Origin of the sequence: Amycolatopsis roodepoortensis (assembly GCF_014873915.1) — a bacterium.
In the GTDB taxonomy this organism is placed as follows: Bacteria; Actinomycetota; Actinomycetes; order Mycobacteriales; family Pseudonocardiaceae; genus Amycolatopsis; species Amycolatopsis roodepoortensis.
Genome location: NZ_JADBEJ010000001.1, coordinates 222,767 through 244,170, shown reverse-complemented (window position 1 = coordinate 244,170; position 21,404 = coordinate 222,767). Strand labels below are relative to the sequence as shown.

The 21,404-nt window shown below is 67.3% G+C and carries 19 protein-coding genes and 2 rRNA genes; 16 read left to right on the top strand and 5 right to left on the bottom strand.

Annotation, left to right across the window (positions count from 1 at the left end):
- The first annotated feature begins 25 nt into the window (after positions 1 to 25).
- On the top strand, positions 26 to 1,009 hold the full coding sequence (locus H4W30_RS01175; RefSeq protein ID WP_192741079.1) for an SMI1/KNR4 family protein: 984 nt from the start codon (positions 26 to 28) through the stop codon (positions 1,007 to 1,009).
- A gap of 33 nt (positions 1,010 to 1,042) precedes the next feature.
- Complete coding sequence (locus H4W30_RS01170; RefSeq protein ID WP_192741078.1) at positions 1,043 to 1,495, top strand: GNAT family N-acetyltransferase; 453 nt, start codon at positions 1,043 to 1,045, stop codon at positions 1,493 to 1,495.
- A gap of 7 nt (positions 1,496 to 1,502) precedes the next feature.
- On the opposite strand, the gene H4W30_RS01165 is transcribed toward H4W30_RS01170, so the two are convergent.
- Positions 1,503 to 1,847 carry a hypothetical protein gene (locus H4W30_RS01165; RefSeq protein WP_034324128.1) on the bottom strand — a complete coding sequence of 115 codons (345 nt, stop codon included), beginning with the start codon at positions 1,845 to 1,847 and terminating at the stop codon, positions 1,503 to 1,505.
- Positions 1,848 to 2,061: 214 nt separating this feature from the next.
- Here H4W30_RS01165 and lpdA point away from each other — a divergent pair, with 214 nt between their 5' ends.
- The 7 genes from lpdA (at position 2,062) to lipB (ending at position 9,283) form a co-directional block, all read left to right on the top strand.
- A complete protein-coding gene (lpdA, locus tag H4W30_RS01160) occupies positions 2,062 to 3,435 on the top strand; it encodes a dihydrolipoyl dehydrogenase (RefSeq protein ID WP_192741077.1) in 1,374 nt (457 codons plus the stop codon).
- A gap of 56 nt (positions 3,436 to 3,491) precedes the next feature.
- Positions 3,492 to 5,273: a 2-oxoglutarate dehydrogenase, E2 component, dihydrolipoamide succinyltransferase gene (gene sucB, locus H4W30_RS01155; protein WP_192741076.1), complete on the top strand. Its 1,782-nt coding sequence runs from the start codon at positions 3,492 to 3,494 to the stop codon at positions 5,271 to 5,273.
- Positions 5,274 to 5,428: 155 nt separating this feature from the next.
- A complete protein-coding gene (locus H4W30_RS01150; protein ID WP_192741075.1) occupies positions 5,429 to 6,499 on the top strand; it encodes a serine hydrolase in 1,071 nt (356 codons plus the stop codon).
- A 22-nt stretch (positions 6,500 to 6,521) separates the two neighbouring features.
- The gene (locus tag H4W30_RS01145; RefSeq protein ID WP_192741074.1) at positions 6,522 to 7,019 is read left to right on the top strand and encodes an ArsR/SmtB family transcription factor; all 498 of its coding nucleotides are present in this window, start codon (positions 6,522 to 6,524) and stop codon (positions 7,017 to 7,019) included.
- Positions 7,020 to 7,033: 14 nt separating this feature from the next.
- Positions 7,034 to 7,918, top strand: coding sequence for a TIGR01777 family oxidoreductase (locus tag H4W30_RS01140; protein WP_192741073.1), 885 nt, complete (start codon positions 7,034 to 7,036; stop codon positions 7,916 to 7,918).
- Complete coding sequence (locus H4W30_RS01135; protein WP_192741072.1) at positions 7,915 to 8,529, top strand: phosphatase PAP2 family protein; 615 nt, start codon at positions 7,915 to 7,917, stop codon at positions 8,527 to 8,529. The genes H4W30_RS01140 and H4W30_RS01135 overlap by 4 nt, the downstream gene beginning before the upstream one ends.
- 10 nt (positions 8,530 to 8,539) lie before the next feature.
- Positions 8,540 to 9,283: a lipoyl(octanoyl) transferase LipB gene (lipB, locus tag H4W30_RS01130; protein ID WP_126737774.1), complete on the top strand. Its 744-nt coding sequence runs from the start codon at positions 8,540 to 8,542 to the stop codon at positions 9,281 to 9,283.
- Positions 9,284 to 9,348: 65 nt separating this feature from the next.
- On the opposite strand, the gene H4W30_RS01125 is transcribed toward lipB, so the two are convergent.
- Both H4W30_RS01125 and H4W30_RS01120 read right to left on the bottom strand, forming a co-directional pair.
- Positions 9,349 to 10,284 (bottom strand): LLM class F420-dependent oxidoreductase, encoded by a 936-nt coding sequence (locus tag H4W30_RS01125; RefSeq protein ID WP_192741071.1) that lies wholly within the window; start codon positions 10,282 to 10,284, stop codon positions 9,349 to 9,351.
- 25 nt (positions 10,285 to 10,309) lie between these two features.
- Positions 10,310 to 10,927 (bottom strand): TetR/AcrR family transcriptional regulator, encoded by a 618-nt coding sequence (locus H4W30_RS01120; protein ID WP_093938700.1) that lies wholly within the window; start codon positions 10,925 to 10,927, stop codon positions 10,310 to 10,312.
- Positions 10,928 to 11,059: 132 nt separating this feature from the next.
- On the opposite strand from H4W30_RS01120, the gene H4W30_RS01115 reads away from it, so the two are divergent.
- The 7 genes from H4W30_RS01115 to H4W30_RS01085 all read left to right on the top strand — a co-directional run bounded on the left by H4W30_RS01115 (position 11,060) and on the right by H4W30_RS01085 (position 17,272).
- Entirely contained in the window at positions 11,060 to 11,590 is a 531-nt protein-coding gene (locus tag H4W30_RS01115) for a hypothetical protein (protein ID WP_192741070.1), read from the top strand.
- Between the two features lie 42 nt (positions 11,591 to 11,632).
- Positions 11,633 to 12,589, top strand: a complete 957-nt coding sequence (locus tag H4W30_RS01110) for an oxidoreductase (protein ID WP_192741069.1) — start codon at positions 11,633 to 11,635, stop codon at positions 12,587 to 12,589.
- A 37-nt stretch (positions 12,590 to 12,626) separates the two neighbouring features.
- Positions 12,627 to 13,628: a lipoyl synthase gene (gene lipA, locus H4W30_RS01105; RefSeq protein WP_192741068.1), complete on the top strand. Its 1,002-nt coding sequence runs from the start codon at positions 12,627 to 12,629 to the stop codon at positions 13,626 to 13,628.
- Positions 13,629 to 13,689: 61 nt separating this feature from the next.
- Positions 13,690 to 14,352, top strand: a complete 663-nt coding sequence (locus H4W30_RS01100; protein ID WP_126737779.1) for a DedA family protein — start codon at positions 13,690 to 13,692, stop codon at positions 14,350 to 14,352.
- 10 nt (positions 14,353 to 14,362) lie between these two features.
- Positions 14,363 to 15,229 carry a patatin-like phospholipase family protein gene (locus H4W30_RS01095; RefSeq protein WP_192741067.1) on the top strand — a complete coding sequence of 289 codons (867 nt, stop codon included), beginning with the start codon at positions 14,363 to 14,365 and terminating at the stop codon, positions 15,227 to 15,229.
- Between the two features lie 90 nt (positions 15,230 to 15,319).
- The gene (locus H4W30_RS01090; protein WP_192741066.1) at positions 15,320 to 16,510 is read left to right on the top strand and encodes a L,D-transpeptidase; all 1,191 of its coding nucleotides are present in this window, start codon (positions 15,320 to 15,322) and stop codon (positions 16,508 to 16,510) included.
- A gap of 15 nt (positions 16,511 to 16,525) precedes the next feature.
- Positions 16,526 to 17,272: an SIR2 family NAD-dependent protein deacylase gene (locus H4W30_RS01085; RefSeq protein WP_192741065.1), complete on the top strand. Its 747-nt coding sequence runs from the start codon at positions 16,526 to 16,528 to the stop codon at positions 17,270 to 17,272.
- A 507-nt stretch (positions 17,273 to 17,779) separates the two neighbouring features.
- Here the strand turns inward: H4W30_RS01085 and rrf are convergent.
- Both rrf and H4W30_RS01075 read right to left on the bottom strand, forming a co-directional pair.
- Positions 17,780 to 17,896: ribosomal RNA gene (gene rrf / locus H4W30_RS01080) — 5S ribosomal RNA — on the bottom strand.
- Between the two features lie 81 nt (positions 17,897 to 17,977).
- Positions 17,978 to 21,113, bottom strand: a 23S ribosomal RNA gene (locus H4W30_RS01075).
- Positions 21,114 to 21,404 lie beyond the last annotated feature (291 nt).

Sequence of the window (21,404 nt, the reverse complement as noted above, 5' to 3'; positions counted from 1 at the left end):
GCGCATCTGTGGCAGGGTCGGTGCCGTGGACAGGGACGCGTATCTCGAAGGCGCGATCAGGGACGTGCTGAGCGGTGACGACGCGGCGCTCGACGACCGGATCGCGCACGCGGCGCTGTTGTTCGCCGCGTCCGGGGCGATGGCGGACGCCGACCGGCTGGTCACACATTGGCACGCGCTCACCGAACGTCCCGTCACGGCGCTGGTCCCCAGCGCCGTGCAGGCCCGCGCGTGGGCGATGCTCTTCGAAGCGCGAGGAGCGCACCCGGACTGGGCCGCGGGGATGATCCCGCTCGATCTCGACGCGGAGGAACGCGCGCACGACGAGTACCTCGCCCGGCGGGCGTCCGATCTCGACGGTCTGCTCGGCGGCTCCCCGATCGGCGAGGCCGTCTCGCATCTCGGCCCGTCACGCCCGGACCGGTTGCGCGAAGCCGTCGCGCGAGGCGATCTGGACGCCTGGGCGGAGATCGCGTCGCGCCAGGGTCGCCCGGACGTCGCCGTGCTCGCCGCGACCCGGCGTCTCGCGCCGCGGCTCGCCGGCGGTGCGGACCCGCTAGGGCTCGGCGGCTGGACCGAAGTGTGCGCCGGGGCGCTGGTCGCGGCGCTGTACGAACGCTACCCGCCGGACACCGGCTCCTGGCGCGAGATGATCGCGGGCATCCTGCGGCTGCGCGGCGGCGGCACCGCTCCCCCGGCCGCGTCGCTTCGCACCATCGGCGCCGCCGAGGCGCGGCTCGGCCTCCGGCTGCCCGACGACTACCGCGAGTTCCTCCAGACCTGCGACGGCCTGCCCGCCGACGTCGTCTTCCCGCGGCTGCTCGGGACCGCGGAACTCCGCGCGGAAGGCGGTGTCGTCGTGATCGCGGACCCGGCCGTCGTACTGCTGACGGCCGCCGGCGACGAGTGGCGGACGGTCGAGATCGACCCGGCGCTGGGCACGACGGTGCATCCGACGTTCCGGGCGCTGCTGGAGCGGCACTTGCTCCTTTTGGCGCAATCCGCGTGAATTCCGCCGGAGCGCGTCGCTAGCTTCGCGACCATGACCGCACTCACGCTCGCGAAGATCACCCGGGACAACGTCGGCGTCGCCTGTTCGATCGTCGTCGAACCGCACCAGGAGTCCTACGTGGCCCCCGTGGCCCGGTCACTCGCCGAGGCCTACACGCAGCCCGAAGCCGCCTGGCCGCGGCTGATCCTCGACGACGGCGAACCGGTCGGATTCGTGATGGGCGCGTTCGATCCGGACTGCCCGATCGACTACTTCCGCTGCGGGCTGTGGCGGCTCAACGTCGCGGCAGGTCGGCAAGGCAAGGGCTACGGCCGCTTCGCCGTCGAGGCCGTCTTTGACGAGGCTCGGCGCCGTGGCAGCCGGCGGGCGACGACCCTCTGGGTGCCGGGCGAGCACAGCCCGGAGGCGTTCTACCTGCGGCTCGGCTTCCGGGACACGGGCACCGTCCACGACGGACAGCATGTCGGCGAGATCGACCTCTGATCCCGCCTCAGGCTTCGCCGCGCTTCTTCCGCTCGGTGTACTCCCGCATCCGCTTCGGGTAGCCGACCCGCGCCACCTCGTACACCGGGATCGACCGTTTGCGGCCGAACTGCTGAGCCGCGTCCAGGCTCTCGATCCGGCGCCGGGTCCATTCGCCGTCGTGGGCGATGAGGACGACGGTGGTCTCCGTGACGTTGGTCTTGGGCTCGACATAAGCCTCGACGCCGGTCCGTGAAGCGGCCCACTCCTCGAGATGCTTGAAGTCGTTCGAAGAGGCTTTCCGCAGCGTACCGGGCTTCTGCCCGCCTTTAGAGCGCCGGCGCAGCGAGTCGAACAGACCCACTCCGACCACCTCACTTCCCAGTAGCGTCCGGTGCCCATTATCCCGACTCGCGTGTGTGCTCACCGTGGCGACCCTGGCGGGCCGTGTCCCGTGGGTCACAGGACGCGGCCTAGGTCGCAGCCTCTCCATACGTAGTGACAAGATGGCAAGTGTCCGCGCGCGCGTATACCGCGCGAAGCGGCGCCAGAGCACCACCCCTACCGCTTGCCGAGGAGTTATTGAAGTGACCGACACCTCCGCCGACCTTGTGATCCTGGGTGGCGGATCGGGCGGCTACGCCGCCGCGTTCCGCGCGGCCGAGCTGGGCCTTTCCGTCACCCTGATCGAAAAGGACAAGCTTGGCGGGACGTGCCTCCACCGAGGCTGCATCCCGACCAAGGCCCTCCTGCACGCGGCGGAGGTCGCCGACGAGACCCGCGACGCCGAGACCTTCGGTGTGAAGGCCGTGCTGGAAGGCATCGACATCGCCGGCGTCAACAAGTACAAGGACGGGATCGTCTCCCGCCTGTACAAGGGCCTCCAGGGCCTGGCCAAGGCGCACAAGGTGAACCTCGTCGAGGGCACCGGGACGTTCGTCGGCGGCACGACCGTCGAGGTCGACGGCACCCGCTACACCGGCAAGAACGTCATCCTCGCCACCGGCTCGTACTCGAAGACGCTGCCCGGCCTGGAGCTGGGCGGCCGCATCATCGCGAGCGAGCAGGCCCTTTCGCTGGACTACGTCCCGAAGAAGGTCATCGTCCTCGGCGGTGGTGTCATCGGTGTCGAATTCGCGTCCGTCTGGGCGTCCTTCGGCGTCGACGTCACCATCGTGGAGGCGCTGCCCCGCCTGGTCCCGAACGAGGACGAGTACGCGTCCAAGCAGCTCGAGCGCGCTTTCCGCCGTCGCAAGATCGCCTTCAAGACCGGCGTCCGGTTCACCGGCGCCAAGCAGGACGACAACGGCGTCAGCGTGTCGCTGGAGTCCGGCGAGACGCTCGAAGCCGACCTGCTGCTGGTCGCCGTCGGCCGCGGCCCGAACTCGGCCGGGCACGGCTACGAGGAGGCCGGCGTCAAGATGGAGCGCGGCTTCGTCCTCACCGACGACCGCCTGCGCACCAACCTGCCGAACGTCTACGCCGTCGGTGACATCGTCCCCGGCCTGCAGCTCGCGCACCGCGGGTTCCAGCAGGGCATCTTCGTCGCGGAGGAGATCGCCGGCCAGGAGCCGCGCGTGATCGACGAGAGCGGCATCCCGCGCGTCACCTACTCGCACCCCGAGGTCGCTTCGGTCGGCCTCACCGAGTCGCAGGCGAAGGAGAAGTACGGCTCCGACGTCACCACCTTCACCTACGACCTCGGCGGCAACGGAAAGAGCCAGATCCTCAAGACCTCCGGTGGGGTCAAGCTGATCAAGGCTCCGGAAGGGCCGGTCGTGGGCGTGCACATGGTGGGCGACCGCGTCGGCGAGCTGATCGGCGAAGCGCAGCTGATCTACAGCTGGGAGGCGTTCCCCGAGGACGTGGCTCCCCTCATCCACGCGCACCCCACGCAGACCGAGGCCCTCGGTGAAGCGTTCCTCGCCCTCGCGGGCAAGCCGCTGCACGTGCACAGCTGACGTCTCACCGTCGAAGAACCAGACCAAGCAAGACATATCAAGGGAGTCAGCGAACGATGGCCTACTCCGTCACGTTGCCGGAGCTCGGTGAGAGCGTCACCGAGGGCACCGTCACCCGGTGGTTGAAGCAGGAGGGCGACACCGTCGAGGTCGACGAGCCGTTGCTCGAGATCTCCACGGACAAGGTCGACACCGAGGTCCCGTCCCCGGTCGCCGGCAAGGTCGTGAAGATCAGCGCTCAGGAGGACGAGACCGTCGAGGTCGGCGGCGAGCTCGCCGTCATCGACGACGGGACCGGCGGGGTGCCGGAGTCCTCCGGTTCCGCCGAGCCTGCCGCCGAAGAGGCGCAGCCCGAGCCGGAGCCGGAGCCCGCGAAGGAAGAGGCCTCCGCGCCCTCCCAGCCGGACACCGCGCCGGCTTCGGGCGGCGAAGGCACCGAGGTGAAGCTGCCCGAGCTGGGCGAGAGCGTCACCGAGGGCACCGTCACCCGGTGGCTCAAGCAGGTCGGCGAGAGCGTCGAGGTCGACGAGCCGCTGCTCGAGATCTCCACGGACAAGGTCGACACCGAGGTCCCGTCCCCGGTCGCCGGCACCGTGCTGGAGATCCGCGCCGGTGAGGACGAGACCGTCGAGGTCGGCGGGGTGCTCGCGGTGATCGGTGCCGCCGGTTCCGCCCCGGCCCCGAAGGCCGAGTCCAAGCCCGAACCCAAGCCGGAACCCAAGCCCGAGCCGAAGCCGGAGCCCAAGCCGGAACCGAAGCCCGAGCCCAAGGCCGAAGCGGCTCCCGCGCCGAAGCCCGCCCCGGCTCCGCAGGCCGCCCCGGCTCCCAAGGCCGAGGCCGAGGCCCCGAAGCCGGCGGCGAGCAGCGACAACGGCTCGGACAACGCGCCGTACGTGACGCCGCTGGTCCGCAAGCTCGCTTCGGAGCACGGCATCGACCTGTCGTCGCTGTCCGGCAGCGGTGTCGGTGGCCGTATCCGCAAGCAGGACGTGCTCGCGGCCGCCGAGGCCAAGCAGAAGGCCGCCCCGGCTCCCGCCGCGCAGCCCGCCGCCCCGGCCCCCGCCGCCGCCCCGTCGGCTCCGCGCAAGGCCGCGGTTTCGCCGGAGCTCGCGGCGCTGCGCGGCACCGTGCAGAAGGCCAGCCGGATCCGTCAGATCACCGCCACGAAGACCCGCGAGTCGCTGCAGGTCTCCGCGCAGCTCACGCAGGTCCACGAGGTGGACGTCACGAAGATCGCCAAGCTCCGTCAGCGGGCGAAGGCGGCCTTCAAGGAGCGCGAGGGCGTCAACCTGACGTTCCTGCCGTTCTTCGCGAAGGCCACCGTCGAGGCGCTCAAGCAGCACCCGAACGTCAACGCGTCCTACAACGAGGACACGAAGGAGATCACCTACCACGGTGCGGTGCACCTGGGGATCGCGGTGGACACCGAAAAGGGTCTGCTGTCGGTGGTCATCCACGACGCGGGTGAGCTCAGCCTCGCCGGTCTCGCGCACCGCATCGCCGACCTGGCGGGCCGCGCGCGTTCGGGCCAGATCAAGCCGGACGAGCTGTCGGGCGGCACCTTCACGATCACGAACATCGGCTCCAACGGCGCCCTGTTCGACACGCCGATCATCGTGCAGCCGCAGTCCGGCATGCTCGGTACCGGCGCGGTCGTGAAGCGCCCGGTCGTGATCGCGGACGCCGACGGCAACGACACGATCGCCGTCCGGTCGATGGCGTTCCTCCCGCTGACCTACGACCACCGCCTGGTGGACGGGGCCGACGCGGGCCGCTTCGTCACGACGATCAAGCAGCGTCTGGAAGAGGGCAACTTCGAGGACGAGCTCGGTCTCTGATCCTCCGGTAGTCCAGGAAGGCCCTCGCTCCGCTTCGGCGGGGCGGGGGCCTTCCTCTTTCTTCCCCGCATTTAGTCCTCTGGATGCGGGAGTTTGACAGGCGACCCGAACTCTAGTATTCCGGAATTACGGAAAACAAGAGGGAGGACGCCACCATGCTGACCAGACGCCATCTGCTGGCGGGCGCCGCCGCGGGATCGGCCGCGTTGCTGCTGCCGGGAACCGCGACCGCGGCCCAGCCGGACACGACGACAGAACAGGGCTGGCTCGACTGGATCGCCGCACACCGCGGCGACGTCTCCGTCCTGATCGACGACGGCGCGGGCCGCCGCGCCGCGCGCAACCCCGACGTCCGGCGCGTTCTGGCCTCGTCGGTCAAAGTCGTGCATCTCAGCGCGTACGCCGAGAGCCGGCTCGACCCGGCCGAACAGATCCGGGTGGGCGACTGGGACGCCCACCACCCCTTCGTCGCCGACGGCCGCGCGCATTTCCAGGCGCTCAACTGGCTGGGCATCCCCTGCGACGAGTTCGGCATCGCCAAGGACCCCGAGCAGCGCGTCCCCTTGGCGAGGCTCGCCGAAGCGATGATCTTCTTCAGCGACAACGCCGCGACGGACTATCTCCGCACCCGCCTCGGCGATCCCGCCCTCCGGCGGGCGGCCGCGCGGGGCGGCTGGTTCCGGCCGGACACCCGCTCGCTCGGCGGCGAGGTCCTGATGCTGATGATGCCGGAGTACGCGCCCCCGCCCGGCAGCCCGGTCGCCGTCCGGCGGGCGATGGGCGACGCGGTCGCGCGCCGGTTCGTTCGCGATCCGGGGTTCCGCGCCGAAGCCTTCAAGCGCTGGCCCGGCATGCCGGGCACCTCCGACGCCCAATGGCCGTGGATCAAGGGGCACGGCCAAGGCTCGGCGTCGGAGCTGTTCTCGCTTCACCGCAGTATCGCGAAGGGCCTGTACGCACCCGCGCGCGAGATCCTCGCGAAGCCGCTCGCGGACCGCGTGCCGCCCGGAGCGAGCGAAGTGCTCTTCAAGGGCGGAAGCCTGCCGCGTTCGCTGACGCTCGGGCTTTCCGTCCGCTGGCCGGGCGGACGTTCGGGCACGGCAGCGGTCCTGCTCACCGGCGTGAGCGACCAGGACATGCAGAACGCCTTGCCGCTCATCGACCTCGTGCTCGCGGCGCTGTCGGACCCGGCCCGGTTCACCGCCCTGGAACGAGCGCTTCACTGAGGCGGCGGTATAGATAACCGGTATGAACGCCGAGTTCGCCGAGCGGATCGCCGCCCTCGAAGCACGGGTGGCCGCGCTCGAAGGAGGACACAGCCGGCAGACCGAACCGGCGGCCGGCCCTGGCGGCCTGGTCGGCTATCACGGCGAGCTGACCGAGCCCTTCGAACTGAGCTGGGCGATCAACGTCACGCCCGGGCCGATGCTGGCGTTCGAGGACGGGCCGCGGGTCGAAGTCCTCGCGGCCCTGTCCAGCACCGCGCGGGTGGCACTCGTGCGGACGCTGGCCGAGAAGGGCGCGCAGACCGCGCCCGCCCTGCAGGAGGCCGCCGAACTCGGCTCGCCGGGCCAGCTGTACCACCACCTCAAGGCGCTGACCGGCGCCGGGATCGTCGAGCAGGACAAACGCGGCAGTTACCGGCTCCGGCCCGCCGCGACGATCCCGGTGCTGGTGCTGCTCACCGCCGCGTCCGACGTCGCCGGGCAACTGAAGAACCTGAGCGTGCGGCCGGATCGCGGATAGGACACGATCGGATCATGCGAGTTCTGATCGCGGGCGCGAGCGGACTGATCGGCACCTCCCTCACGACACGGTTACGCCGTTCCGGGCATGAAGTGGTGCGGCTCGTCCGCCGGGAGGAGCGGGCGGCCGACGAACGCCGCTGGGATCCTCCCGCCGGCGAGATCGCGGACGGCGCGTTCGACGGGGTCGACGCCGTCGTGAACCTCGCGGGAGCGCCACTGCTGCCCGGACGCTGGAGCGCGGCCCGCAAACAGGTCCTCCTCGACAGCCGGGTCGAACCGACAGAGGTCCTCGCGGAAGCCGTCGCCGAACACGGGATCCCCGTGCTGGTCAACGCCTCCGCCGTCGGCTACTACGGCGACGCCGGTCCGTCCCTTGTGGACGAAACGAGCCCGGCGGGACGCGGTTTCCTCGCCGAGCTCTGCACCGCCTGGGAAGGCGCGACCGAGACCGCGGCCACCGCCGGCGCGCGGGTCGTGCGCATCCGCACCGGGCTGGTGCTCGCGCGCGAAGGCGGGCTACTGGACGTCCTGCGCCCGCTGTTCCGCCTGGGACTCGGCGGAAAACTCGGTGACGGCAAGCAATACATGCCGTGGATCTCACTCGACGACGAGGTCGGCGCGATCGTTTTCGCGCTGGAGAACGAAACTCTGTCCGGCGCGGTCAACCTCTCCGGCCCGCAGCCCGCCACGAACGCCGCCTTCACGAAGGCGCTGGGCCGCGCCGTGCACCGGCCGGCGATCTGGCAGGTGCCCGGTTTCGCCATGAAGATCGCCCTCGGGCAGGCGGCCGAGGAGATGGCGCTGTTCGGCCAGCGGGCCATGCCGCGGGTGCTGGAGGAGGCGGGATACGCGTTCCGCCATCCGACCCTCGAGGACGCGCTGGCCGCCGCGACATGACCGTGCGGCGCGGTCTGTACACCCTCGCCGGGTTCCTCCTGCTGATCGGCTTCGTCGTCCTCGGGCTGTCCGTCGACGAGCGGCCGCCGCCGGTGGACGTCGCGCTCGCCGACGCGTTCCGCGGCCAGCACACCAGGCCCGCCGGTCAGGTGGCCGGCCTGGTCACGAACGTCCTCGGCCCGGTCCTGCCGTTCGCGCTGGGGGCGGTGCTGGCGGTGGTCGCCTGGCGCCGCCGGGACCTGACCGTGCTGTGCGTCAAACTCGCCGTCGTCCTGCTGCTGTGCCGGATGACCAGCCTGATCGCGAAACCGGCCTTCTACCGGGAACGGCCGCGTGAATTCCCCGATCTGAGCTATCCGAGCGGGCATGTGGTCGCCGTCGCGTGCACCGGGTTCGTCGCGGTACTGCTGTGCGCCTGGACTCGCCCGCACCTCACGCGCCTGGCGATCACGATCGCCGCCGCGGCGACGGTGGCGGGTGCCCTCTGCCGCATCGTGCTGGGCGTCCACTGGCTGACCGACACCGCGGGCTCCGTGCTCGCGGTGGGCGGCGTCGGCCTGATCGTTGCGGCCGGGCTGGGCCTGCTCCCCCTGCCGAAAGACCCGGCGTAGTGTCGCTGACGTGAGCTCTTCGACCACGTCATGCCGCGCCTCCGCCGAGCCCGTCGACGTCCGCGAGATCGGGACGATCGACTACACCGAAGCCTGGGAACTCCAGCGAGAGCACGTGACCGCGCGTGCCGACGGTGACGGCCCGGACACCATGCTGCTGCTGGAGCACCCGTCGGTGTACACCGCGGGCAAGCGCACCGAAGCCGAGGACCGGCCGACCGACGGCACCCCGGTGATCGACGTCGACCGCGGCGGCAAGATCACCTGGCACGGGCCGGGCCAGCTGGTCGGGTACCCGATCGTCAAACTCGCCGACCCGATCGACGTCGTGCACTACGTGCGGCGTCTCGAAGAGGCGCTGATCACCGTCTGCGACCAGCTCGGCGTGCACACCGGCCGGGTCGAGGGCCGCAGCGGCGTCTGGATCCCCGCCGACGACCGCGGCCCGGAGCGGAAGATCGCCGCGATCGGCATCCGCGTCCAGCGCGGCGTGACCATGCACGGTTTCGAGCTGAACTGCAACGCCGACCTGGGCGCCTTCGACAAGATCGTCCCGTGCGGCATCCGGGACGCGGGGGTGACGTCGCTTTCCTACGAGCTCGACCGCGAGGTCACCGTGGCGTCGGTGCTGCCGATGGCGCGCGACGCCGTCCTCGCGGCGCTCGAAGGCGATCTGCCAGTGAGTGACGAGCGCTGGCTGCCGCGCCCCGAGGCCCCGGCCGCCCCCGGCGTCACCTTCGCCCTGCAGAACTAGAGAAGCGCGTGAAGGCCCCCTTCCCTCGGCTCAGCCGAGGGAAGGGGGCCTTCACGCGCTAAGCGTCAGTCCAGCTGAGGAGCGACCTCGGAAGCGATCAGCTCGATCTGGTCCAGATCCGACAGGTCCAGCAGCTGCAGGTAGAGCCGGGTGATCCCGGTCTTCTCCCGCCACAGCCCGACCTTCTCGACGACCTCCGCAGGCGTCCCCGCGAGCCCGTTCTCCCGCAGCTCGGACACCTCGCGCCCGAGCACCGAAGCGCGCTTCGCGACCTCGGCGTCGTCACGGCCCACGGCGACGACGAGCGCGGCCGAACGGATGATCTCCTTGGGGTCGCGGCCGATCTCGCGGGCGGCGTCGTCGACGCGGCCGAATTGCGCCGCGGCGACGTCCGGTCCTACGAACGGCAGGTTGAACTCATCCGCGTAGCGGGCGGCGAGCGCCGGAGTGCGCTTCTTGCCGCCACCGCCGATGATCACCGGCGGCCGGGGCCGCTGCGCCGGCTTCGGCAGGCCCGGCGAGTCGACGAGCTTGTAGTGCTCGCCGTCGAAGGAGAACGTCTCCCCCTCCGGCGTCTCCCACAGCCCGGTGACGACGGCGAGCTGCTCGGCGTAGCGGTCGAACCGCTCCTTGATCGGCGGCAGGTCGAGGCCGTACGCGGTGTGCTCGTCGTCGTACCAGCCGGAACCGAGGCCGAGTTCGACGCGGCCGCCCGACATCTGGTCCACCTGCGCGACCGAGATCGCGAGCACCGACGGATGCCGGAAGGTGGCGGCGGTGACGAGGGTGCCCAACCGCACACGACGGGTCTCGCGGGCGAGTCCCGCGAGGGTGATCCAGGCGTCGGTCGGCCCGGGCAGCCCGGTCGCCGAACCCATCTTCAGGTAGTGGTCGCTGCGGAAGAAGGCGTCGTAACCCGCGTCCTCGGTGGCCTTCGCCACCCGGAGCAGGTCTTCGTAACTGGCCCCCTGCTGGGGTTCGGTAAAGATCCTGAGGTCCACGAAAGCCACCATATAGAGGGCTTCGTCAGCTCGCTTTCCCGTGCTCGGCGGGCGGAACACGGCGGAACCCGACGAGCAGCCGCACCAGGACCTCCTCGACCTGGGCGCTGACCTTCTTCGGCTCGGGGGACGAAGCGATCTCGATGGCGGCGCTGGACAACGCGCCGAACAGCAGCCGCGCGGTGACGTCCACCGGGACGTCGTCGACCTCGCCGACCTCGATGAGCGACTGGATCCCGGTGCGGACCAGGCCGAAGCTGCACCGCTCCTCCGCCTCGCGCCAGCGCTCCCAGCCCATCACCACCGGCGCCTCGTGGATCGCGATGCGCTGGTACGCCGGGTCGAGGCAGCTCTGCAGGAAGCCGCGCAGCCCGGCGAGCGCCCGCTCCCACGGCGAATCGGGGCCGTTCATGATCTTTTCGAGCCGGTCGAAGACCTGGCTCTCGACCGTGTCGAAGGCGGCCTCGAACAGCGCCTGCTTACCGCTGAAATGGTGGTACAGCGCGCCCTTCGTCACCCTGGCCCGTTTGGCGATCTCGTCGAGAGACGTGCCGGCGTACCCGCGTTTGGTGAATAGCTCCACGGCACTCTCGACGAGCGCCGACCGGGTGGACTCGGAATAGTCCAGCCGCCTTGACCTCAATGTCGCCACCTTCACAACTTTACGCCGCCGGTCCCACTCCATACCCATGGTATGTTGACTGCTGTCAGGTCCGTACCGGGAGTATGCCGCAAACCTGCGGTATGAACCGGGTCACGGAGGGGAGCCCACATCATGAGCTGGAACGACTTCTACCAGCGGCGCGACATCCTCGAAGCCGCACTGCGCCAGGCGGGTCACCACCCGTCGGACGCGATCTCACTCGAAGAAATCCCTGGCGCCACCAAGTACTTCGCGACCGAGGAAGAGCTTCTGGTCGCGCTTCGGTACAAGTGGAACCAGGTGCTCGCCGGTCGTCTCCGCGCCGAGATGACCGATCCGGACTACGCCGACCAGGACCTCGCGCTCGACCGGGTCGAAGCCGTCACCCGTGCCTGGAACAGCGCCACCGCCGAACACGAGACCCTTCGCGCCGTTCTCGACGCGGCTCTCGACCGGTGCCCCGCGCTGATCCCGGGCCATGAGGCCGAGCTGCGCATGCTCGCGCTGACGGCGGGACTGGCCGACGGCGACGAGCCCATCGACGAGATCACCAAGGTCGGCAGCGCGTTCGCCGCCCTGCTCCGGCACGGACGGCACGCGAAGCCCGCCCGCCGCCGCAGCCCGATGGGTCATCTGCTCCGGTTGCTCGCACCGAGCGCCTGATCCGGCGTAGCGGCCTCGCCGACGATGTAGTTAGGTACCGACATGGCTGCTCACGCGCGCTGGACCGAGGCCGACATCCCGGATCAGACCGGCCGGACCGTGTTCGTCACGGGGGCGAACTCGGGGCTGGGGTTGCGCATGTCCGAGGTGCTCGCGGGCAAGGGGGCCCGCGTGCTGCTCGGCTGCCGATCGCCGGAGCGCGGCGCCAAGGCACTGGAACAGGTTCGCGCGGCCGCGACCGGGCAGGCGCCCGAGCTCGTCCGGCTGGACCTCGCCGACCTCGACTCGGTCCGCGAAGCCGCGAAGAAGGTCCAGGAGCTGTCAGGCGGCAAGCTCGACATCCTGGTCAACAACGCGGGCGTGATGGCGACCCCGCGCGGCCACACCAAGGACGGTTTCGAGACCCAGTTCGGCACGAACCATCTCGGGCACGCGGTGCTGACCTGGCTGCTGATGCCCTCCCTGCGCAAGGGCTCCGGGGCGCGCGTCGTCACCCTGTCGAGTGTCGCGGCGACAGGCGCGCGCATCGACATCGCGGACCCGAACTTCGAGCGCCGGATGTACAACCCCGGCTCGGCTTACGGCCAGTCGAAACTCGCCAATCAGGTGTTCGCGCTCGAACTGGACCGCAGGCTGCGCGCCGCGGGCGACGGCGTCGTCAGCGTGGCGGCGCACCCGGGCTACACCTGGACCGGGCTCGGATCGGGCATGGCCCGTTCCTATCGCAATCCCGTGGTGCGCGCGCTCGTCGCAGGCGGCAACCGGATCGGCGAGATCTTCATCGCGCAGAACGCCCGCCAGGGCACGCTCCCGCAACTGTTCGCGGCGACTTCCCCCGAGGTCGAAGGCGGCGATTACATCGGCCCGCGCGGGCTCGGCGGGCTTCGCGGCGCGCCGGTCAAGGTGCGGCCGTTGGCCGCCGCGAAGAGCGAGTCGCTCGGCGCCGCGTTGTGGGACGTGACCACCAAGTTGACGGGCGTCACCCCCGACCCCGCGTGAGCGGCGACCACTGCTCCGGCGGGCGTAGGGTGGCGGTGTGAGTGCTGCCCCAGATGGCCGCAAGCTGTTGCGGCTCGAGGTCCGGAATTCCCAGACTCCCATCGAAAAGAAGCCGTCTTGGATCAAGACGCGCGCGCGGATGGGTCCGGAGTTCACCGAACTCAAAGGCCTGGTGCGCCGCGAAGGCCTCCACACCGTCTGCGAAGAAGCCGGCTGTCCCAACATCTACGAGTGCTGGGAAGACCGCGAGGCGACCTTCCTGATCGGTGGCGACCAGTGCACCCGGCGCTGCGACTTCTGCCAGATCGACACCGGCAAGCCCGCCGAGCTGGACCGCACCGAGCCGCGGAAGGTCGCCGAGAGCGTCCAGGCCATGGGCCTGCGCTACTCGACGGTCACCGGTGTCGCGCGCGACGACCTCGAAGACGGCGGCGCGTGGCTGTACGCCGAAACCGTGCGCCAGATCCACGCGCTGAACCCGGGTACCGGTGTCGAGCTGCTGATCCCGGACTTCAACGCCGATCCCGACCAGCTGGCCGAAGTCTTCGGCTCCCGCCCCGAGGTGCTCGCGCACAACGTCGAGACCGTGCCGCGGATCTTCAAGCGCATCCGCCCCGGCTTCCGGTACGCGCGGTCGCTGGAAGTCATCACCCGCGCTCGCGAAGCCGGGCTGGTGACGAAGTCGAACCTGATCCTCGGCATGGGCGAGACCCCGGACGAGGTCGCGCCCGCGATGAAGGACCTGGTCGACGCGGGCTGCGAAATCCTGACGATCACCCAGTACCTGCGCCCGTCGCCGAGGCACCATCCGGTGGACCGCTGGGTCAAGCCCGAAGAGTTCGTCGAGCACTCGAACGCCGCCGAGGCCATGGGCTTCGCCGGCGTGATGGCCGGGCCGCTGGTCCGTTCCTCGTACCGCGCCGGCCGGCTGTTCGCCCAGACGAAGGCCCACCGCGGCGAGCCGCTGTCGGAGAACCTGGCCCACTTGGCCGCCGAGGGCCCCGCCGCGCAGGAAGCCAGCTCGCTGCTGGCGAGGTGACTCCGGTCACCCTCCTCGCGACATCGCCACCCACCAGGTCACGAATCAGTAAAGTGACCTGGTGGCGTTGGTAACTGATCTTCTGAACTGGCTGCAGGGTCTCCCGGAACCGGGACTGGTCGCGGCGACCGGCGGGCTGGTGTTCGCCGAATGCACCATCGGGCTCGGCTTCATCGCCCCCGGTGAATCGGGGCTGCTGGTCGCGGCCACGACGGCGACGTCGGTCCCGCGTTTCCTGACCCTGTGGGCGGTCGTGACGGTCTGCGCCGCGCTCGGCGACTCTCTCGGCTACGCGATCGGCAAACGCTTCGGCCCCCGCCTGCGCGAGACGAAGCTGATCCGCAAGTACGGCCTCGACGCCTGGGACAAGGCGACAGGCGTGCTCGAACGGCGAGGCGCGTGGGCGGTGTTCTTCGCGCGGTTCCTGCCGGTGATCCGCACGCTGACGCCGGCGGCGTCGGGCACGTCGGGCCTGCCCTTCCGCAAGTTCCTGCCCGCCGCGGCGGCGGGCGCGGCCTGCTGGTCGGCCATCCACATCGGCATCGGCGCCGCTCTCGGTGAAGCCGCCAAGAAGGTCGAAGGCGCGCTCAACACCGGCGGGCTGGTGATCGTCGGCGTGCTCGTCGGCGTCGCCGTGTACTTCCTGCTGCGCTACAAGAAGAAGCGGGCGCTCGCCGTCGCGGTCGAGGAAGCCACTCCGGCGAAGATCGGCGCGGACGACTAAATTCCCGGGTATGGCCGCCCTGAACCTGCCCCAGCCGATCGGTTTCGTGCTCGGTGGCGGCGGCAGTCTCGGGGCCATGCAGGTCGGGATGCTGCGCGCCCTGACCGAAGCCGGGATCACCCCGGACCTCGTCGTCGGCACCTCGGTGGGTTCGCTGAACGCCGCCGTGCTCGCCCTCGGGGACGAATCGGGCGACCGGCTCGACCGGATCTGGTCGCGGATGACCCGGCACGAGGCGTTCCCCGGCGGCGTGTTCAGCCAGGTGCGGACGCTGCGGCACAGCAAGACGAACCTGTTCCCCAACACCGGTCTCGCCGCGATCGTCGACGAGCACATCGGCGAGGGCGCCCGGTTCGAGGATCTCGCGCTACCGCTGGGTGTCGTCGCGACGGACGTCGACACCGCCGAGCCGCTCCTCATCCGCTCCGGGCCCGTTCTGGCTCCCCTGCTGGCCAGTTGTGCGATCCCGGGGATCTATCCGCCAGTGCCGTTCGGAAAGCGCATGCTCTACGACGGCGGCCTGGTCGCCAACGTGCCGATGCGCCAGGCGCTCGCCATGGGCGCGAAATCGCTCGTCGTCCTCGACTGCGCCTTCCCCGGCAAGATGCCCGGCGCCCCGCAGACCTTCGCCGAGGTGCTGATGTTCACCGCGATGATCAGCATGCGGAACCAGGCCGTCCTGGAAGCGCCGATCGCCGCGGCCGAAGTGCCCGTGGTGTACGTGCCCGGGCCGAAGCCGGTGCGGGTCAGCCCGCTGGACTTCCGCCACACCACCACGCTGACCGCCGAAGCCTATGAAGCCGCGAAGACCTATTTGGGCGAATTGCGTGTCGATGGCCCCGGTCTTTATGGTGCCCCCGGTCTCGTCGTGGATTGACAGGCAACCATCCGGCATCGATCACGTCTTCTTCGTCGCGTAGTTTTGAAAGAGAACTTTCCGCTGATAGCGACGTAAAAAGAGACTCACATGTTTCCCAAGAAGACATTACTTTCGACGGCCGGAATACTCGCCGCGGTATTGGTGATCTCGGCCTGCTCGCCTTCGGGTGGCACCGATTCCCCCGGCACCAGCGCCGAACCGGACACGAGCCCGGTTTCGGTGACCATCGATCCGGCAGGCGGGACGAACGTCAATCCGGCGACGCCGGTGGTGGTCAAGGCCGAGCACGGCAAACTGATCGACGTCACCGTCAGCAACGCCGACAAGGGCAACCAGGTGAAGGGCGAACTCGCGAGCGACGGGCTCAGCTGGAGGACCACCGAGCCGCTCGGCTACGGCAGCACGTACAAAATCGTGGCGCATGCCCAGGGCACCGACGGGAAGCCCGTCGAGCAGCAGAGCAGGGTCTCCACGCTGAGTCCGAAGCAGCAGGCGAACCCGAACCTCATCCCGGCCCCAGCCGCGGTGGCATCCGCCGGCGTCGGCGTCGGGCAGCCGATCGTGTTCGCCTTCGGCCAGCCGGTGAAGAACAAGGCCGAGGTCGAGAAGAAGCTGTCCGTGGAGTCCACGCCGAAGCAGGAGGGCTCCTGGTACTGGATCGACGACAAGAACGTCCATTACCGCCCCAAGGTGTACTGGCAGCCGGGGACGACGCTCAAGGTGTCGGCGATGATCTACGGCGTCGATTTCGGCAATGGCGTGTACGGCGCGACCGATCGCACCGAAACGTACAAAGTGCACGATTCGTGGGTCGCGAAAGCCGACGGCAACACCGAACAGATGCAGATCTTCCACAATGGCCAGTTGGCGAAGTCGATGCCCATTTCCATGGGCAAGGACGCCACACCCACGCATTTGGGCGCCCACGTCATTTCGGACAAACACGAGAATTACGTGATGGACTCGTGCACCTACGGCGTCTGCCAGGGGCAGCCGGGGTACTACAAGGCGAACGAGAAGTGGTCGCTGCGCATCTCCAACGACGGCGAGTTCGTCCACGAGAACCCGAACAGTGTCGGCGCGCAGGGCAGCTCCAACGTGTCGCACGGCTGCATCAACCTCAACGCCGCCAACGCCCAGTGGTTCTACCAGAACATGGGGCTCGGCGACGTCGTCGAGGTGACCAACTCCGGTGGCCCGCAGCTCCCGGTGTGGGACCTCTACGGCGACTGGTCGAAGTCGTGGACGGACTGGCAGGCGGGCAGCGCGCTCAAGTAGAGGCATGATGGGCCGGTGACCAGCACCCTGAGCACCGCCCGCTCACTCGTGGCCGGCGCCGGCCGGGTCGTCGCACTGACCGGCGCCGGGATCTCCACGGATTCGGGGATCCCCGACTTCCGCGGCCCGCAGGGCCTCTGGACCCGCGATCCGGCCGCGGAGAAGATGTCGAACCTCAAGGCGTACCGGGAAAGTCGCGAGGTCCGCGAACGGACCTGGCAGGCGCGACTGGTGCACCCCGGCTGGGACGCGACACCGAATGCCGCGCACTACGCGCTCGAGCGCCTCTCACCGACGCGGATCATCACCCAGAACATCGACCGGCTCCATCAGAAGGCGGGCTCACCGCCCGAGCGGGTGCTGGAACTCCACGGGACCATGTTCGAATCCGTCTGCCTGTCCTGTGACGACCACCGGGACATGCGCTCGACGCTGGAGCGCGTCCGCGCGGGCGAGACCGACCCGCCCTGTCTGGTGTGCGGCGGCATCCTGAAGTCGGCCACTGTGTCCTTCGGTCAGCACCTGGACCAGAACCTGCTCCGAGCCGCCCGCGCCGCCGTCTCCGACAGCGACCTCCTGCTGGTGGCCGGGTCCTCGCTACGCGTCCAGCCGGCCGCCTCCCTGGTGAGCGTCGCTTCCCGCTCCGGAGCCGCCGTGGTGATCTGCAACGGCTCCGAAACGCCCTACGACTCCATGGCCACGGCCGTCGTCCGCGGCCCCCTCGGCGACACCCTCCCCGCCCTGATCCCGCCACCCACGTGACCCACCCCAAACTCACGTGCCCGACTCCTCAGCTCACGTCCCCGACCCCGCCACTCCCGACTCCGCCCGGCCTCGTCACTCCCGCTCGCTCCCCAACTCACGTGACGCAACGGGTAACTCGCGTGGCTGAGCGCGTCACTCGCGTGATCGAACTCGTAACTCGCGTGCTTGAGCGCGTCACTCGCGTGTCCAGCGCCGTCATTCGTGTGATCAGGGGGGTGACTTGCGTGATCAGGTGGACGACACGCGTGTGTGGAGGGACGACACGCGTGATCAGGTGGCCGGCACGGCACCTGGGGTTGCCTGCCCGCTCGTGTCGCCCGCCCAGTCACGCGAATGACGCGTCCGATCACGTGAGTGACGCGTCTGATCACGTGAGTGACGTGTTCAAGCACGCGAGTGACGCGTCTGGTCACGGGTGTGGCGGGGTGTGGGTATGAAGAAAGGGTCCAGGCCCCGGGAGAACTCGTGGTTCTCGACCGGGGCCTGGACCCTCTTTTAATGTTAGTCCGGCGGTGTCCTACTCTCCCACAACCCTTCGGTTGCAGTACCATCGGCGCTGTCAGGCTTAGCTTCCGGGTTCGGAATGGGACCGGGCGTTTCCCTGACGCTATAACCACCGAAACACTACGAAACAACACACACTGTCTGTTTCCACAAACGGTGTGGTGTTTCAGAGCTGTAGAGTGGATGCGTAACATCTTTGTGGGCAAGTCCTCGGCCTATTAGTACCAGTCAACTCGACAACACATTACTGTGCTTCCATTTCTGGCCTATCAACCCAATGGTCTGTTGGGGGCCTTAACCCACAAGGGGTGGGATACCTCATCTTGGAACAGGCTTCCCGCTTAGATGCCTTCAGCGGTTATCCCTTCCGAACGTGGCCAACCAGCCATGCCACTGGCGTGACAACTGGCATACCAGAGGTTCGTCCGTCCCGGTCCTCTCGTACTAGGGACAGCCTTCCTCAAGTATCCTACGCGCGCGGCGGATAGGGACCGAACTGTCTCACGACGTTCTAAACCCAGCTCGCGTGCCGCTTTAATGGGCGAACAGCCCAACCCTTGGGACCTACTCCGGCCCCAGGATGCGACGAGCCGACATCGAGGTGCCAAACCATGCCGTCGATATGGACTCTTGGGCAAGATCAGCCTGTTATCCCCGGGGTACCTTTTATCCGTTGAGCGACACCCCTTCCACCAGGTGGTGCCGGATCACTAGTCCCGACTTTCGTCCCTGCTCGACATGTCTGTCTCACAGTCAAGCTCCCTTGTGCACTTGCACTCAACACCTGATTGCCAACCAGGCTGAGGGAACCTTTGGGCGCCTCCGTTACTCTTTAGGAGGCAACCGCCCCAGTTAAACTACCCATCAGGCACTGTCCCTGAACCAGATCATGGTCCGAGGTTCAGATTCCCAATCCGACCAGAGTGGTATTTCAACAACGACTCCACCAACACTAGCGTGCCAGCTTCACAGTCTCCCACCTATCCTACACAAGCCGAACCGAAAACCAATACCAAACTATAGTAAAGGTCCCGGGGTCTTTCCGTCCTGCCGCGCGTAACGAGCATCTTTACTCGTAGTGCAATTTCGCCGGGCCTGTGGTTGAGACAGCCGGAAAGTCGTTACGCCATTCGTGCAGGTCGGAACTTACCCGACAAGGAATTTCGCTACCTTAGGATGGTTATAGTTACCACCGCCGTTTACTGGCGCTTAAATTCTCAGCTTCACCCCGAAGGGTTAACCGGTCCTCTTAACGTTCCAGCACCGGGCAGGCGTCAGTCCATATACATCGTCTTGCGACTTCGCATGGACCTGTGTTTTTAGTAAACAGTCGCTTTCCGCTGGTCTCTGCGGCCACCCACCCCTAGTCCGCAAGGGACTTCAGAGTGTTTGGCCCCCCTTCTCCCGAAGTTACGGGGGCATTTTGCCGAGTTCCTTAACCACAGTTCACCCGATCGCCTTAGTATTCTCTACCTGACCACCTGTGTTGGTTTGGGGTACGGGCCGTGCACGCACTCGCTAGAGGCTTTTCTCGGCAGCATAGGATCACTCTACTTCGCCTCAATCGGCTACGCATCACGTCTCAACCTATATGGAATGCGGATTTGCCTACACTCCGGTCTACACGCTTACACCAGTACTACCACTCACTGGCGGAGCTACCTTCCTGCGTCACCCCATCACTCGACTACTACGGAATCAGATCCCACGCTCCACACTCGCGTATCCACCCGAAGGCTTCAACACGAGGCTTTGGGTGGTTAGTATCAACCGCCTCATCCTGGGCGCACGTGCTCGGGTACGGGAATATCAACCCGTTATCCATCGACTACGCCTGTCGGCCTCGCCTTAGGTCCCGACTTACCCTGGGCGGATTAGCCTGGCCCAGGAACCCTTGGTCATCCGGCGGCAGAGTTTCTCACTCTGCATTCGCTACTCATGCCTGCATTCTCACTCCCACACCCTCCACGACTGGCTTCCGCCGCCGCTTCCCTGGATGCAGGACGCTCCCCTACCCATCAACACGACTAGACACTTCCTCAAGGAAAGTGCCGATCTATATGTGTCAATGACACAGCTTCGGCGGTGTGCTTAAGCCCCGCTACATTGTCGGCGCAGGACCACTTGACCAGTGAGCTATTACGCACTCTTTCAAGGGTGGCTGCTTCTAAGCCAACCTCCTGGTTGTCTGGGCAATCCCACATCCTTTCCCACTGAGCACACACTTAGGGGCCTTAGCTGGTGTTCTGGGCTGTTTCCCTCTCGACGACGAAGCTTATCCCCCGCCGTCTCACTGCCACACTCTCACACCACGGTATTCGGAGTTTGGTTGATTTCGGTAACCCGGTAAGGCCCCTAGACCATCCAGTAGCTCTACCCCCGTGGAGAAACATGTGACGCTGCACCTAAATGCATTTCGGGGAGAACCAGCTATCACGGAGTTTGATTGGCCTTTCACCCCTACCCACAGCTCATCCCCTCAGTTTTCAACCTAAGTGGGTTCGGCCCTCCACGTCGTCTTACCGACGCTTCAGCCTGGCCATGGGTAGATCACTCCGCTTCGGGTCTAGACCACGCGACTCAATCGCCCTATTCAGACTCGCTTTCGCTACGGCTACCCCACACGGGTTAACCTCGCCACGCAGCACTAACTCGCAGGCTCATTCTTCAAAAGGCACGCCATCACCTCAACATCACAAGGATGTGCTCGGGCTCTGACGGCTTGTAGGCACACGGTTTCAGGTACTCTTTCACTCCCCTCCCGGGGTACTTTTCATCTTTCCCTCACGGTACTAGTCCGCTATCGGTCTTCAGGAAGTATTTAGGCTTACCGGGTGGTCCCGGCAGATTCACAGCAAATTCCACGAGCTCGCTGCTACTCGGGAACACCAAACAAACGATCCACAACATGTTTTCGCGTACGGGACTCTCACCCACTCCGGTCGCCCATCCCAAGGCGTTCCACTAACACGCGTAACCGTTCCGAGGACTGTCAGATCCTCGACGCTGGGTCCCACAACACCACACACACAACGCCTGACAGCTTGACATGTGCATGGTTTAGCCTCTTCCGCTTTCGCTCGCCACTACTCACGGAATCACGGTTGTTTTCTCTTCCTACGGGTACTGAGATGTTTCACTTCCCCGCGTTCCCTCCACACACCCTATATATTCAGATGCGGGTAACACCACATAACTGGTGCTGGGTTTCCCCATTCGGAAATCCTCGGATCACAGCTCGGTTGACAGCTCCCCGAGGCATATCGCAGCCTCCCACGTCCTTCATCGGCTCCTGAAGCCAAGACATCCACCATGTGCCCTTAACAACTTGACCACAAAGATGCTCGCATCCACTCTACAGTTCTCAAACACCACACCAGAAACAAACAACCCTGGAGCTCGTGTAAGCCCCTCGGCGTGTTGCCTCAGGACCCAACAGCGTGCCAATGAACAATTCTCGACTGAATCCGGCGTAACACTTTCCACGCTCCTTGCGGAGCAGTACTCGCCCTCGCCGGCAACCCAATCTCGAACCCTAACCAGTAGTTCCACAATTCCTTGAGCAACCAGTGCCAACACACAGTCGGTGTTGAAACCCTGGCCACTCCACCACCGTTGGTCCGGG